We start from the raw sequence: 13717 nt of genomic DNA, 5'->3' as shown, positions 1-13717 counted from the left end.
TTCTCTCTGCTTCAATCATTGGCAGCGATATGCGTAATGGCAGTTTCCCTCCCTGCTGAATCAATAGCAGAAGCGCTTTTGTAATACCGAAAAAATCTTACTCTTAACAAACTACTTTAACTTCTGAACGCAGCCTTCTGTGCTGATTCAAGTTATTGAACGAATTCATCCGCCAGATTCTCGTTTCCCCTCCTTTTACACTCCTAAATCTCCGTTCTGTAAGGCTTTTCCTTCTATCCGCGCCTTGACGGTGTGGTGGGCGCATTCCTATAGTGTGCGCAAGTGGCGGAAAGTGGCATGAAGTGGGTTTTTTGAGCGCAAAACGCTAATATTTGGAGAAACGCTGACGTGTTTCGCGGAGCTAACGCTATCAGTCTCGATGCAAAGGGCCGTCTCGCCATGCCGAGCCGGTACCGTGACGAGCTCGTTTCGCGTAGTTCCGGTCAATTAATCGTCACCATCGATGCCGTTGATCCGTGTTTGTGTGTTTATCCCCTCGATGAGTGGGAAATTATCGAAACCAAACTGCGTGCACTGCCTTCGCTTCGCGAAGAAAACCGCCGCCTGCAACGTTTACTGATTGGTAATGCCGTCGACCTCGAGCTCGATGGCAGTGGTCGTTTTCTGGTCCCGCCGCGTCTTCGCGAATATGCCAAGTTGGATAAGCGCGCAATGTTGGTAGGCCAACTGAACAAGTTCCAATTGTGGGACGAGGATGCCTGGAATGCGGTTTCTGCCGCTGACCTGGCTGCTATTCAACAACCGGGCGCCATGCCTGATGAACTGCGTGATTTGATCCTGTGACTATTGATAGCGGCTTTAACCACATCACCGTACTGCTTGACGAAGCCGTCGAGGCTCTCGCCGTACGTCCTGATGGCTGCTATCTGGACGGCACGTTCGGACGCGGCGGACATAGCCGGTTGATTCTCAGCAAGCTCGGGCCCGATGGTCGGTTGCTCGGGTTCGACAAAGATCCTCAAGCGATTGCCACCGGGCAAACGCTAGCGGCCGAAGACGGCCGCTTTGTCGTTGTACAGCGCAGCTTTGCCGAGCTCGGTTCGGAAGTCGCCGAACGCGGTCTGACCGGCAAGGTCAGCGGTGTTCTGCTTGACCTGGGCGTGTCTTCGCCTCAGCTCGACGACCCTGAGCGCGGCTTCAGTTTTCTCAACGACGGCCCGTTGGACATGCGAATGGACCCGTCCCGCGGGATCAGCGCCGCCGAGTTCGTCAATACCGCGCCGGTGGAGGAAATCGCCCGGGTGTTCAAGGAATACGGCGAAGAACGTTTCTCCGGCCGCATGGCGCGTGCCGTGGCCGAACGTCGCGACATCAAGCCGTTCGAGCGCACTGCCGATCTGGCAGAAGTGCTGAAAGTCGCCAACCCTGCATGGGAAAAGGGCAAGAACCCGGCCACCCGTGCATTCCAGGGGCTGCGTATTCACGTCAACAACGAGCTGGGCGATCTGGAAGCCGGTCTCGAAGCCGCTCTGGAGTGCCTGGAAGTCGGCGGTCGCCTGGTGGTGATCAGCTTCCACTCGCTGGAAGACCGCATCGTCAAACTGTTCATGCGTAAACTGGTGAAAGGCGAAGCCGACAACCTGCCGCGCAACTTGCCGGTCCGTCACGTCGCCTTCGAACCGAAAATCAAAGTCCATGGCAAAGCGCAGTCCGCCTCCGAGGCCGAACTCAAAGCCAACCCACGTTCCCGTAGCGCCATCATGCGTGTCGCGGAGAAACTGCGGTGAGCAAGCTTTTCGCCAAACCACTTCCCGGCGGAAGCTTTTTCATGCTGCTGCTGTTTATCGGTGTGCTCGTGTCGGCCATCGGCGTGTCCTATAGCGCCCACTGGAACCGTCAGCTGTTGAATTCGCTGTACAACGAATTGAGCGTGCGCGACAAGGCGCAGGCGGAGTGGGGCCGGTTGATTCTCGAACAAAGCACCTGGACCGCCCACAGCCGTATCGAAGTGTTGGCGACCGAACAACTGAAGATGCGCATTCCTGGCGCTGCTGAAGTGCAGATGGTGGCGCCATGATGAAACTCGAAGGCGCACTCTTCCCGTGGCGATTCCGTCTGGTGCTGGGCTTGCTCGGCATCATGGTGGTGGCGATTTCCTGGCGCATCATTGATCTGCAAGTGGTCGACCGTGACTTCCTTAAAGGTCAGGGCGACGCGCGCAGTGTTCGTCATATTCCAATCCCGGCTCACCGTGGTCTGATCACCGACCGTAACGGCGAGCCGTTGGCCGTGAGTACCCCGGTCACCACCCTGTGGGCCAACGCCAAGGAAATGCAGCTGGCCAAAGAGAAATGGCCGGCACTGGCGGCTGCCTTGGGGCAGGATCCCAAAGCCCTGGCCGAACGTCTCGAAGCCCAGGCCAACAAAGAATTCATCTACCTGGTGCGCGGGCTGACCCCTGAGCAGGGCCAGGCTGTGCTCGATCTGAAAGTGCCGGGCGTTTATGGCATCGAAGAATTCCGGCGTTTCTACCCGGCGGGTGAAGTCACCGCCCACATGGTCGGCTTTACTGACATCGACGATCACGGACGCGAAGGCGTCGAGCTGGCCTACGACGAATGGCTGGCCGGGGTGCCCGGCAAGCGACAGGTCATCAAGGACCGGCGCGGCCGGCTGATCAAAGATGTCCAGGTCACCAAAAACGCCAAGGCCGGCAAGCCCTTGGCGTTGTCCATTGACCTGCGCCTGCAATACCTGGCCAACCGCGAACTGCGCAACGCGATCATCGAGAACGGCGCCAAGGCCGGTAGCCTGGTGATCATGGACGTGAAGACCGGCGAGATTCTCGCCATGGTCAACCAGCCGACCTACAACCCGAACAACCGTCGCAACCTGCAACCGGCGATGATGCGCAACCGCGCGATGATCGACGTGTTCGAGCCGGGTTCGACCATGAAAGCGATCTCCATGAGCGCCGCGATTGAAACCGGGCGCTGGAAACCGAGCGACACCGTTGAGGTGTACCCGGGCAGTTTGCAGATTGGTAAATACACCATCAAGGACGTATCCAAGACCGAAGGTCCGGTGCTCGACCTGACCGGTATCCTGATCAATTCCAGTAACGTCGGCATGAGTAAGGTCGCGTTCGATATCGGCGGCGAAACGATTTTCCGTCTGGCACAGAAAGTTGGCCTCGGCCAGGACACCGGCTTGGGTTTCCCGGGTGAGCGCGTCGGCAACCTGCCGAACTACCGCGAATGGCGCAAGGCTGAAACCGCCACGCTGTCCTACGGCTACGGTATTTCCGTGACCGCGATCCAGTTGGTCCACGCCTTCTCGGCCCTGGCTAACAATGGTCGCCTCGCGCCGTTGACCCTGATCAAAACCGACAAGGCGCCGCAAACCACTCAGGTGCTGCCGGAAGCCGTCGCGAAAACCATGCAAGGCATGCTGCAACAAGTGATCGAAGCCCCGCGCGGCGTATTCCGTGCGCAGGTGCCGGCGTATCACGTGGGCGGCAAGTCGGGTACTGCGCGTAAGACGTCGGTCGGAACCAAAGGCTACGCCGAGAACTCCTACCGCTCGCTGTTCGCCGGTTTCGGCCCGATGAGCGACCCGCGTTACGCGATCGTGGTGGTGATCGACGAACCGACCAAGGCCGGTTACTTCGGTGGTCTGGTATCGGCGCCGGTGTTCAGCAAAGTGATGTCCGGGACCTTGCGCCTGATGAACATCACCCCGGACAACCTGCCAGCCACTCAACAAGCGAACGCCGCACCGGTCGTTCCGCTGAAAGCTAATGGAGGGCGCGGCTGATGTCGCTGAGCCTGAACAAGATTTTCGCCCACGCCGGCCATGATCTATTGATCCGCGAATTGGCGCTGGACAGCCGTAACGTACGGGCAGGTGATTTGTTCCTTGCGGTCCCTGGTGGCAAGTTCGACGGTCGTGCGCACATCGCCGACGCCTTGCAGCGCGGTGCTGCCGCCGTGGCTTATGAAGTCGAAGGCGCGACCGTGCTGCCGATTACCGACGTGCCGCTGATTCCGGTCAAAGGCCTGGCGGCGCAGCTGTCGGATATCGCCGGGCGCTTTTACGGCGACCCGAGCCGTCACATGAACCTGATCGGCGTGACCGGCACCAACGGTAAAACCAGCGTGACCCAGTTGGTCGCGCAAGCCTTGGATTTGCTCGGTCAACACTGCGGTATCGTTGGCACTTTGGGCTCCGGTTTCCATGGCGCGCTGGAAAGCGGCTTGCACACCACGCCGAACCCGATTGCGCTGCAAGCAACCCTCGCCGACCTGAAAAAGGCCGGTGCCAAAGCCGTGGCCATGGAAGTCTCTTCCCATGGGCTGGATCAGGGCCGCGTAACCGCGCTGGCCTTCGATGTGGCGGTGATGACCAACCTGTCGCGCGATCATCTGGATTACCACGGCACCATGCAGGCCTATGGCGAAACCAAGGCCAAGTTGTTTGCCTGGAATGATCTGAAGTGCCGGGTGGTCAACCTCGACGACGATTTTGGCCGGCAACTGGCGGCTGATGAGGGTGAGTCGCGGTTGATCACTTACAGCCTGGAAGACTCCCGCGCTTACCTGTATTGCCGCGAAGCGCAGTTCAGTGACGAAGGCGTGCGCGCCACGCTTGTTACGCCGCAGGGCGAACACCATTTGCGCAGCACCTTGCTCGGCCGTTTCAACCTGAGCAACGTGTTGGCCGCGGTCGGTGCCTTGCTCGGTCTGGACTATGCGCTGGACGAAATCCTCAACGTGCTGCCGAAACTCGAAGGCCCGGCCGGTCGCATGCAGCGTCTGGGCGGCGGCACTCAGCCGTTGGTGGTGGTCGATTACGCCCACACACCGGATGCGCTGGAAAAAGTCTTGATGGCCCTGCGTCCTCACGCCAAAGGCCGGTTGCTGTGCCTGTTCGGTTGCGGCGGTGATCGCGATCGCGGCAAGCGTCCGCTGATGGCTGAAGTGGTCGAGCGTCTGGCCGATGGTGTGCTGGTCACCGACGACAACCCGCGCACCGAAGACCCCGCCGCTATTTTCGACGACATCCGCGCCGGTTTCACCGCTGTGGATAAAGTCACCTTCGTCGCCGGTCGTGGCCAGGCGATTGCCCAGTTGATCGCCAGCGCTTCGGCGGATGACGTGATTGTCCTGGCCGGTAAAGGTCATGAGGACTATCAGGAAATCAACGGTGAGCGTCTCGCTTTCTCCGATCTGGTCGAGGCCGATCATGCCCTGACCGCGTGGGAGGTGGCCCATGCTTAAAGCCTTGAAACTGAGCGAACTGACCGGCGCACTGAATGCCCGTCTGATCTCCGTCGATGCCAGCTTCGATGGTGTCAGCATCGACAGCCGCGCGATCAAGCCCGGCCAGCTGTTTATTGCTCTGGCCGGTCCACGTTTCGATGGCCATGACTACCTGAATGACGTCGCCGCCAAAGGCGCCGTGGGTGCACTGGTCGAGCGCGAAGTGGCCGACAGCTCGCTGCCGCAACTGCTGGTCAAGGACACCCGCCAGGCCCTCGGCCAGTTGGGCGCGATCAACCGTGCCGCGTTCACTCAGCCGGTCGCGGCCGTTACCGGCTCCAGCGGCAAGACCACGGTCAAGGAAATGCTGGCAAGCATCCTGCGCACGCGCGGTCCGGTGCTGGCGACCCGTGGCAACCTGAACAATGACCTCGGCGCTCCGCTGACCCTGCTCGAACTGGCGCCGGAACACACCGCCGCCGTGATCGAACTCGGCGCTTCGCGCATTGGCGAGATTGCCTACACCGTCGCCATGACCAAACCCCACGTGGCCATCATCAACAACGCCGGGACTGCCCACGTTGGTGAGTTCGGCGGGCCGGAAAAAATCGTCGAAGCCAAGGGCGAGATTCTCGAAGGGCTGGATGCCGATGGCATTGCCGTGCTGAATCTCGACGACAAGGCCTTCGACATCTGGAAGACCCGTGCCGCCGGTCGAAAAGTGCTGACTTTTGCCCTGAGCAACGTCAACGCTGATTTCCATGCCAGCGATCTGGACCGCGATGCCCGCGGTTGCCCGGCGTTCAACCTGCACAGCCCTGAAGGTGTGGAGCGGGTTCAGCTGAATCTGCTCGGCACCCACAACGTCGCCAATGCCATGGCCGCTGCCGCTGCCGCGCATGCCTTGGGTGTGTCGCTGTTCGGCATCGCCACCGGCCTTGGCGCGGTGCAACCGGTCAAGGGCCGCACCGTCGCGCAACTGGCGCCTAACGGCATGCGCGTAATCGATGACACATACAACGCGAACCCCACCTCTATGTGCGCCGCCGTTGATATACTCGCCGGCTTTTCCGGTCGCACCGTTTTGGTGCTCGGGGATATCGGCGAGTTGGGCGCGTGGGCAGAGCAGGGGCACCGCGATGTGGGCGATTACGCCCGCGGCAAGGTTTCCGCGCTTTACGCCGTCGGGCCAATGATGGCTCACGCCGTGAACGCTTTCGGCGAGCAGGCCTTTCACTTCAGCACACAGGCTGAACTGATCAAGGCCCTGGAAGCCGAGCAGGACACAAACACTACCTTTTTGATCAAGGGCTCGCGCAGCGCTGCGATGGAAAACATCGTTGCCGCTTTGTGCGGGACCAGTCTGGAGAAACATTAATGCTGCTGCTGCTAGCGGAGTATCTGCAACAGTTCTACAAAGGCTTCGCGGTCTTTCAGTACCTGACCCTGCGCGGGATTCTCGGTGTACTGACCGCGCTGGTCTTGTCGCTGTGCTATGGCCCGTGGATGATCCGCACTCTGCAGAACCGTCAGATCGGTCAATCCGTTCGCAACGACGGCCCGCAATCGCACCTGTCGAAGTCGGGCACCCCGACCATGGGCGGCGCGCTGATTCTTTCCTCCATCGGCGTCAGCACCTTGCTTTGGGCTGACCTGACCAACCGTTACGTTTGGGTCGTGTTGTTGGTGACCCTGCTGTTCGGCGCCATCGGCTGGGTTGACGACTATCGCAAAGTCATCGAGAAAAACTCCCGCGGCCTTCCGAGCCGCTGGAAGTATTTCTGGCAGTCGGTGTTCGGCCTGGGCGCGGCGATCTTCCTTTATATGACTGCCGCGACGCCGGTGGAAACCACCCTGATCCTGCCGATGCTCAAGGACTACAGCATTCCGCTGGGCGCGGGTTTCATCGTCCTGACCTATTTCGTGATTGTCGGCTCGAGCAACGCGGTCAACCTGACCGACGGCCTCGACGGTCTGGCGATCATGCCCACCGTGATGGTCGGCGGCGGCCTGGGGATCTTCTGCTACCTGTCGGGTAACGTGAAGTTCGCCGAATACCTGCTGATTCCTTACGTACCGGGCGCGGGCGAGCTGATTGTGTTCTGCGGCGCCTTGATCGGTGCGGGCCTGGGCTTCCTCTGGTTCAACACCTATCCGGCACAAGTCTTCATGGGCGACGTTGGCGCGCTGGCGCTGGGTGCGGCCCTGGGCACCATCGCAGTGATCGTCCGTCAGGAAATCGTCCTGTTCATCATGGGCGGTGTGTTCGTGATGGAGACCCTATCAGTCGTCATTCAGGTTGCCTCCTTTAAGCTGACCGGTCGCCGTGTGTTCCGCATGGCACCGATTCACCACCACTTTGAACTCAAGGGCTGGCCCGAGCCGCGCGTGATCGTCCGTTTCTGGATCATCACCGTGATTCTCGTGTTGATCGGCCTTGCCACCCTGAAGCTGAGGTAGAACGAGTGTCTCTGATCGCTTCTGACCACTTCCGCATCGTTGTCGGCCTCGGCAAGAGCGGCATGTCCCTGGTTCGCTTCCTGGCGAACCGGGGCGTGTCGTTTGCTGTCGCCGATACGCGGGAAAATCCACCGGAACTGGCCACGCTCAAGCGTGACTATCCGCACGTGGAAGTGCGTTGTGGCGAGCTGGACGTCGAATTCCTGTGCCGTGCCGATGAGCTCTACGTGAGCCCCGGCCTGGCGCTGGCGACCCCGGCCCTGCAGGCTGCCGCCGCCCGTGGCGTGAAAATGTCCGGCGACATCGAGCTGTTCACGCGTAACGCGAAAGCGCCGATTGTCGCCATTACCGGTTCCAACGCCAAAAGCACCGTCACCACCCTGGTCGGCGAGATGGCGGCTGCGGCCGGTAAGCGTGTTGCCGTTGGTGGCAACCTCGGCACGCCGGCGCTGGATTTGCTCAGCGATGACATCGAGCTGTACGTGATGGAGCTGTCGAGCTTCCAGCTCGAAACCACCGATCAGCTCAACGCCGAAGTGGCGACCGTGCTCAACATCAGTGAAGACCACATGGACCGCTACAGCGGTCTGCCGGCCTATCACTTGGCCAAGCACCGGATCTTCCGGGGCGCCAGGCAGTTTGTGGTCAACCGTCAGGACGCCCTGAGCCGTCCGCTGATGGGTGAAGGTCAGCCGTGCTGGACCTTCGGTTTGAACAAACCCGACTTCAAGGCCTTCGGCATTCGAGAAGAGAACGGCGAGAAATACCTGGCCTTCGAGTTCCAGAACCTGATGCCGGTACGCGAGCTGAAAGTTCGTGGTGCGCATAACCAGTCCAACGCCCTCGCGGCATTGGCGCTCGGCCACGCCGTCGGCCTGCCGTTCGACGCCATGCTTTCAGCCCTGCGCAATTTCGCCGGGCTCGAGCATCGCTGCCAGTGGGTCCGCGACCTTGATGGCGTGAGCTACTACAACGATTCCAAAGCCACCAACGTCGGCGCCGCATTGGCGGCCATCGAAGGCCTGGGGGCGGACATCGACGGCAAGCTTGTGCTGATCGCCGGTGGCGATGGCAAGGGCGCCGAATTCAAGGATTTGCGTGATCCGGTGGCGGCCAACTGCCGCGCCGTCATTTTGATGGGCCGTGATTCCGACAAGATCGGTGAGGCCATCGGCGATGCCGTGCCACTGATTCGCGTCGGCTCGCTGATCGAAGCGGTCGAGCAATGCCGCGCCATCGCCGAAAAGGGCGACGCGGTGCTGCTGTCGCCGGCCTGCGCCAGCTTCGACATGTTCAAGAACTATGAAGACCGTGGTCACCAGTTCGTCCGCGCCGTGGAGGATCTGGCATGAGCTTGAGAAACATCATCAAGCCGTATCCATCGCCGCTGATCACCGGGCGCGGTATCGACCTCGATTTCCCGATGCTCGCCGGTTGCCTGGCACTGCTCGGCCTGGGGCTGATCATGATTGCCTCGGCATCGACCGAGGTGGGGGCGGTGCAGTCGGGCAGCGCCCTGTACTACATGATTCGCCACCTTGTTTACGTTGTGCTGGGACTGGGTGCCTGCGTCGTCACCATGATGATTCCGATTGCCACCTGGCAACGCTTGGGCTGGCTGATGCTGATTGGTGCATTCGGCTTGCTGGTGATGGTGATCATCCCGGGGATCGGCCGGGAAGTGAACGGTTCGATGCGCTGGATCGGCTTCAGTTTCTTCAACGTTCAGCCTTCCGAGATCGCCAAGGTGTTCGTGGTGATCTACCTCGCCGGTTATCTGGTGCGTCGCCAGAAAGAAGTGCGTGAAAGCTGGATGGGCTTCTTCAAGCCGTTCATCGTGCTGTTGCCAATGGCGGGTCTGTTGCTGATGGAGCCGGACTTTGGTGCCACCGTCGTGATGATGGGGGCAGCTGCGGCGATGCTGTTCCTCGGCGGGGTCGGGCTGTTCCGGTTTTCCCTGATGGTGGTCCTGGCCGTCGCGGCGGTGGTGTTGTTGATTCAGATGCAGCCGTATCGAATGGCGCGTCTGACCAACTTTGCCGATCCGTGGGCCGACCAGTTCGGTGCCGGCTATCAGCTCTCCCAGGCCTTGATCGCTTTCGGTCGCGGCGAATGGCTGGGCGTCGGCCTGGGCAACAGCGTGCAGAAACAGTTCTACCTGCCGGAAGCCCATACCGACTTCGTGTTTTCGGTGCTGGCTGAAGAGCTGGGGGCCGTGGGTTCCTTGTGCACGGTGGCGCTGTTCGTCTTCGTGTGTATTCGTGGCATGTACATCGGCCTGTGGGCCGAGAAAGCCAAACAGTTTTTTGCCGCCTACGTTGCTTACGGCTTGTCGTTCCTGTGGATCGGCCAGTTCCTGATCAACATCGGCGTGAACGTCGGCCTGTTGCCGACCAAAGGTCTGACCCTGCCATTCCTCAGTTATGGCGGCAGTTCGTTGGTGATCTGCTGTGCCTGTCTTGGCTTGTTGCTGCGCATCGAGTGGGAGAGTCGAACCCATTTGGGCAGCGAAGAAATGGAATTCCATGAGAGCGACTTCGCCGAGGAGCCGAACCATGGGCGCTAACGTACTGATCATGGCTGGCGGCACCGGGGGCCATGTGTTCCCGGCACTTTCCTGTGCGCGTGAGTTCCAGGCCCGCGGCTACACCGTGCACTGGCTCGGCACGCCCCGCGGGATCGAAAACGATCTGGTGCCGGCGGCCGGTATTGAATTGCATCGGATCCACGCCAGCGGTTTGCGCGGCAAGGGCAAATTGTCCCTGCTCAAGGCGCCGGTCATGTTGCTCAAGTCGATCTGGCAGGCGCGGGCGATCATTCGTCAGCTGCGGCCAGTCTGTGTGGTCGGCTTTGGTGGTTTTGTGACTGGTCCTGGCGGCGTTGCTGCCAAACTGGCCGGCGTGCCGGTCATCGTTCACGAGCAGAACGCCGTGGCCGGTACCGCCAATCGGTTGCTGGTGCCGTTGGCCGCCCGAGTCTGTGAAGCGTTCCCCGACACCTTTACCCTGTCGGACAGCCGTCGGACCACCGGTAACCCGGTGCGCGCCGAGCTGTTCCTCGAAACACCGCGACCTGCCCTGGCCGGTCGCAAGGCGCGTTTGCTGATCCTGGGTGGAAGCCTGGGCGCAGAGCCGTTGAACAAGTTGCTGCCTGAAGCCCTGTCGCAAGTCGCCCCCGACCTGCGCCCGGACGTGTTCCATCAGGCCGGCAAAAACCACGATGAAGTGACTGCAGAGCGCTATCGCGCGGCTGGCGTCGAGGCGCAAGTGCAGCCATTCATCAAAGACATGGCCCAAGCCTATGGCTGGGCCGACCTGGTGGTGTGCCGCGCAGGAGCGCTGACCATCAGTGAACTGGCGGCCGCCGGTCTGCCCTCGATGCTGGTGCCTTTGCCCCACGCGATCGACGATCACCAGACCCGCAACGCCGATTATTTGGCCCGTGAAGGCGCTGCCTTCCTGATGCCGCAAAGAACGACTGGCGCAGCGGACCTTGCCGCTCGCCTGACAGAGGTCTTGATGCAACCGCAACGACTCAACGACATGGCCAGCGCGGCACGCCGCCTGGCCAAACCCGATGCCACTCGTAACGTGGTCGATACTTGCCTTGAGGTGGCCCATGGTTGAGAACAAGAAAGCCATGCCACAACCGGAAATGCGCCGTATCCGTCGTATCCACTTCGTCGGAATTGGCGGCGTGGGTATGTGCGGTATCGCCGAAGTGTTGCTGAACCTGGGCTATCAAGTGTCCGGTTCCGACCTGAAAGCTTCGCCGGTGACCGAGCGCCTGGAATCTTTTGGTGCGCATATTTTCATCGGCCACCGTGCCGAGAACGCCGCAGCCGCCGACGTGCTGGTGGTGTCGAGCGCCGTCAACACGTCCAACCCGGAAGTCGCGACCGCGCTGGAACGCCGGATTCCGGTGGTGCCGCGTGCCGAGATGCTCGCCGAGCTGATGCGCTACCGCCACGGCATCGCCGTCGCCGGTACCCACGGCAAAACCACCACCACCAGCCTGATCGCTTCGGTGTTCGCCGCCGGTGGCCTGGACCCGACGTTCGTCATCGGTGGCCGCCTGAATGCCGCGGGCACCAATGCCCAGCTCGGCACCAGCCGCTACCTGATCGCCGAAGCCGACGAAAGCGATGCCAGCTTCCTGCACTTGCAGCCGCTGGTGGCCGTGGTCACCAACATCGACGCCGATCACATGGCGACCTACGACGGCGACTTCAACAAGCTGAAGAAAACCTTCGTCGAGTTCCTGCACAACCTGCCGTTCTACGGTTTGGCGGTGGTGTGCCTGGACGATCCGGTGGTGCGTGAAATCCTCCCGCTGGTGAAGCGTCCGACGGTCACTTACGGCTTCGGCGATGACGCCGACGTACGCGCCATCAACGTACGCCAACAAGGCATGCAGACTTTCTTCACCGTGCTGCGCCCTGATCGCGAGCCGCTGGATGTCTCGGTGAACATGCCGGGCAACCACAACGTGTTGAACGCGCTGGCGACTATTTGCATCGCCACCGACGAAGGCGTCAGCGATGAAGCCATCGTCCAGGGCCTGTCCGGCTTCCAGGGTGTTGGCCGTCGCTTCCAGGTGTACGGCGAACTGCCGGTCGAAGGCGGCAACGTGATGCTGGTGGACGACTACGGTCACCACCCGACCGAAGTCGCGGCCGTGATCAAGGCCGTGCGCGGTGGCTGGCCGGAGCGCCGTCTGGTGATGGTCTACCAGCCGCACCGTTACAGCCGCACCCGCGACCTGTACGACGACTTCGTCAATGTGCTGGCCGACGCCAACGTGCTGCTGCTGATGGAAGTCTATCCGGCCGGCGAAGAGCCGATTCCGGGCGCCGACAGCCGCAAACTGTGCAACAGCATCCGTCAGCGCGGTCAGCTCGACCCGATCTACATCGAGCGCGGCATCGACCTCGCGCCGATCGTCAAGCCGCTGCTGCGTGCCGGCGACATTCTGCTGTGCCAGGGCGCCGGTGATATCGGCGGTCTCGCACCCAAACTGTTGAACAGTCCGTTGTTCGCCGGGGCCGTTGCCGCACCGGTAGAGGGGAAGTTGAAATGACTGCTGCTTACGCCAACCTCGTCTCCACTGTCGCTCCGAAGGATTTCGGTCGCGTTGCCGTGCTGTTCGGCGGCAAGAGTGCCGAGCGTGAAGTGTCCCTGAAGTCGGGTAACGCGGTGCTTGAAGCACTGCAAAGCGCCGGCGTGGACGCGTTCGGTATTGATGTGGGCGATGACCTGCTGCAACGCTTGCTGAACGAAAAAATCGACCGCGCCTTCATCATCCTCCACGGTCGTGGCGGTGAAGACGGCAGCATGCAGGGCCTGCTCGAATGCGCAGGGATTCCGTACACCGGCAGCGGCATTCTGGCCTCGGCCCTGGCCATGGACAAACTGCGCACCAAGCAGGTCTGGCACAGCCTCGGCATTCCGACGCCACGCCACGCGGTACTGCGCTGCGAGGCCGATTGTATTTCGGCGGCCAAGGAACTGGGCTTCCCGTTGATCGTCAAACCGGCCCATGAAGGTTCCAGTATCGGGATGGCCAAAGTGACGACCGCGCCCGAGTTGATCGAGGCGTGGAAAGCGGCCAGTACCTACGATTCGCAAGTGTTGGTCGAGCAATGGATTCATGGTCCGGAGTTCACCATCGCCACCCTGCGTGACCAGGTGTTGCCACCGATTGCCTTGGGCACGACACACAGTTTCTACGACTACGACGCCAAGTACATCGCCAACGATACCCAGTACCGCATTCCGTGCGGCCTGGACAGCGACAAAGAAAAGGAACTCATGGACCTCACGGCCAAAGCCTGTGAGGCGCTGGGTATCGCCGGTTGGGGCAGGGCGGACGTGATGCAGGACGCCGACGGGCAGTTCTGGTTCCTGGAAGTCAACACCGCACCGGGCATGACCGATCACAGTCTGGTGCCAATGGCGGCCCGTGCCGCTGGCCTGGATTTCCAGCAACTGGTTCTGGCGATTCTGGCCGCAAGCATTGAGCCACGAGGGTAAGAC

Annotated in this window: 12 protein-coding genes; all 12 read left to right on the top strand. The window is 61.1% G+C overall.

Features of this window, described 5'->3' with window-relative positions; genetic code table 11:
* Nucleotides 1-348 precede the first annotated feature (348 nt).
* The 12 genes from mraZ to AC1DQM_RS29185 are packed head-to-tail and all read left to right on the top strand — an operon-like array spanning nt 349 to nt 13714.
* A complete protein-coding gene (gene mraZ, locus AC1DQM_RS29240; protein ID WP_003205355.1) occupies nt 349-804 on the top strand; it encodes a division/cell wall cluster transcriptional repressor MraZ in 456 nt (151 codons plus the stop codon).
* Nucleotides 801-1748, top strand: coding sequence for a 16S rRNA (cytosine(1402)-N(4))-methyltransferase RsmH (gene rsmH, locus AC1DQM_RS29235; RefSeq protein WP_370741162.1), 948 nt, complete (start codon nt 801-803; stop codon nt 1746-1748). Before mraZ ends, rsmH begins: the two co-directional genes overlap by 4 nt.
* Complete coding sequence (ftsL, locus tag AC1DQM_RS29230; protein ID WP_003205353.1) at nt 1745-2038, top strand: cell division protein FtsL; 294 nt, start codon at nt 1745-1747, stop codon at nt 2036-2038. Before rsmH ends, ftsL begins: the two co-directional genes overlap by 4 nt.
* Nucleotides 2038-3777: a peptidoglycan D,D-transpeptidase FtsI family protein gene (locus AC1DQM_RS29225; RefSeq protein WP_018930129.1), complete on the top strand. Its 1740-nt coding sequence runs from the start codon at nt 2038-2040 to the stop codon at nt 3775-3777. Before ftsL ends, AC1DQM_RS29225 begins: the two co-directional genes overlap by 1 nt.
* A complete protein-coding gene (locus tag AC1DQM_RS29220) occupies nt 3777-5240 on the top strand; it encodes a UDP-N-acetylmuramoyl-L-alanyl-D-glutamate--2,6-diaminopimelate ligase (RefSeq protein ID WP_018930130.1) in 1464 nt (487 codons plus the stop codon). The genes AC1DQM_RS29225 and AC1DQM_RS29220 overlap by 1 nt, the downstream gene beginning before the upstream one ends.
* Entirely contained in the window at nt 5233-6600 is a 1368-nt protein-coding gene (locus tag AC1DQM_RS29215) for a UDP-N-acetylmuramoyl-tripeptide--D-alanyl-D-alanine ligase (protein WP_028939846.1), read from the top strand. Before AC1DQM_RS29220 ends, AC1DQM_RS29215 begins: the two co-directional genes overlap by 8 nt.
* Complete coding sequence (gene mraY, locus AC1DQM_RS29210; protein ID WP_008016698.1) at nt 6600-7682, top strand: phospho-N-acetylmuramoyl-pentapeptide-transferase; 1083 nt, start codon at nt 6600-6602, stop codon at nt 7680-7682. Before AC1DQM_RS29215 ends, mraY begins: the two co-directional genes overlap by 1 nt.
* Before the next feature lie 5 nt (nt 7683-7687).
* Nucleotides 7688-9034, top strand: coding sequence for a UDP-N-acetylmuramoyl-L-alanine--D-glutamate ligase (murD, locus tag AC1DQM_RS29205; RefSeq protein WP_477747219.1), 1347 nt, complete (start codon nt 7688-7690; stop codon nt 9032-9034).
* Entirely contained in the window at nt 9031-10248 is a 1218-nt protein-coding gene (gene ftsW / locus AC1DQM_RS29200; protein WP_064616204.1) for a putative lipid II flippase FtsW, read from the top strand. Before murD ends, ftsW begins: the two co-directional genes overlap by 4 nt.
* Nucleotides 10238-11308 (top strand): undecaprenyldiphospho-muramoylpentapeptide beta-N-acetylglucosaminyltransferase, encoded by a 1071-nt coding sequence (gene murG / locus AC1DQM_RS29195; protein ID WP_477747218.1) that lies wholly within the window; start codon nt 10238-10240, stop codon nt 11306-11308. Before ftsW ends, murG begins: the two co-directional genes overlap by 11 nt.
* Nucleotides 11301-12761 (top strand): UDP-N-acetylmuramate--L-alanine ligase, encoded by a 1461-nt coding sequence (gene murC, locus AC1DQM_RS29190; protein WP_018930135.1) that lies wholly within the window; start codon nt 11301-11303, stop codon nt 12759-12761. The genes murG and murC overlap by 8 nt, the downstream gene beginning before the upstream one ends.
* A complete protein-coding gene (locus AC1DQM_RS29185; protein ID WP_018930136.1) occupies nt 12758-13714 on the top strand; it encodes a D-alanine--D-alanine ligase in 957 nt (318 codons plus the stop codon). The genes murC and AC1DQM_RS29185 overlap by 4 nt, the downstream gene beginning before the upstream one ends.
* Nucleotides 13715-13717 lie beyond the last annotated feature (3 nt).

This window comes from Pseudomonas sp. 01L34 (assembly GCF_056400265.1).
This window is presented reverse-complemented; position numbering and strand designations above follow the sequence as displayed.

Coding starts and splice junctions, on each gene's coding strand:
- AC1DQM_RS29225 (WP_018930129.1), top strand. CDS start 2,038: ATGAAACTCGAAGGCGCACTCTTCCCGTGGCGATTCCGTCTGGTGCTG.
- murC (WP_018930135.1), top strand. CDS start 11,301: ATGGTTGAGAACAAGAAAGCCATGCCACAACCGGAAATGCGCCGTATC.
- murG (WP_477747218.1), top strand. CDS start 10,238: ATGGGCGCTAACGTACTGATCATGGCTGGCGGCACCGGGGGCCATGTG.
- AC1DQM_RS29220 (WP_018930130.1), top strand. CDS start 3,777: ATGTCGCTGAGCCTGAACAAGATTTTCGCCCACGCCGGCCATGATCTA.
- mraY (WP_008016698.1), top strand. CDS start 6,600: ATGCTGCTGCTGCTAGCGGAGTATCTGCAACAGTTCTACAAAGGCTTC.
- AC1DQM_RS29215 (WP_028939846.1), top strand. CDS start 5,233: ATGCTTAAAGCCTTGAAACTGAGCGAACTGACCGGCGCACTGAATGCC.
- ftsW (WP_064616204.1), top strand. CDS start 9,031: ATGAGCTTGAGAAACATCATCAAGCCGTATCCATCGCCGCTGATCACC.
- AC1DQM_RS29185 (WP_018930136.1), top strand. CDS start 12,758: ATGACTGCTGCTTACGCCAACCTCGTCTCCACTGTCGCTCCGAAGGAT.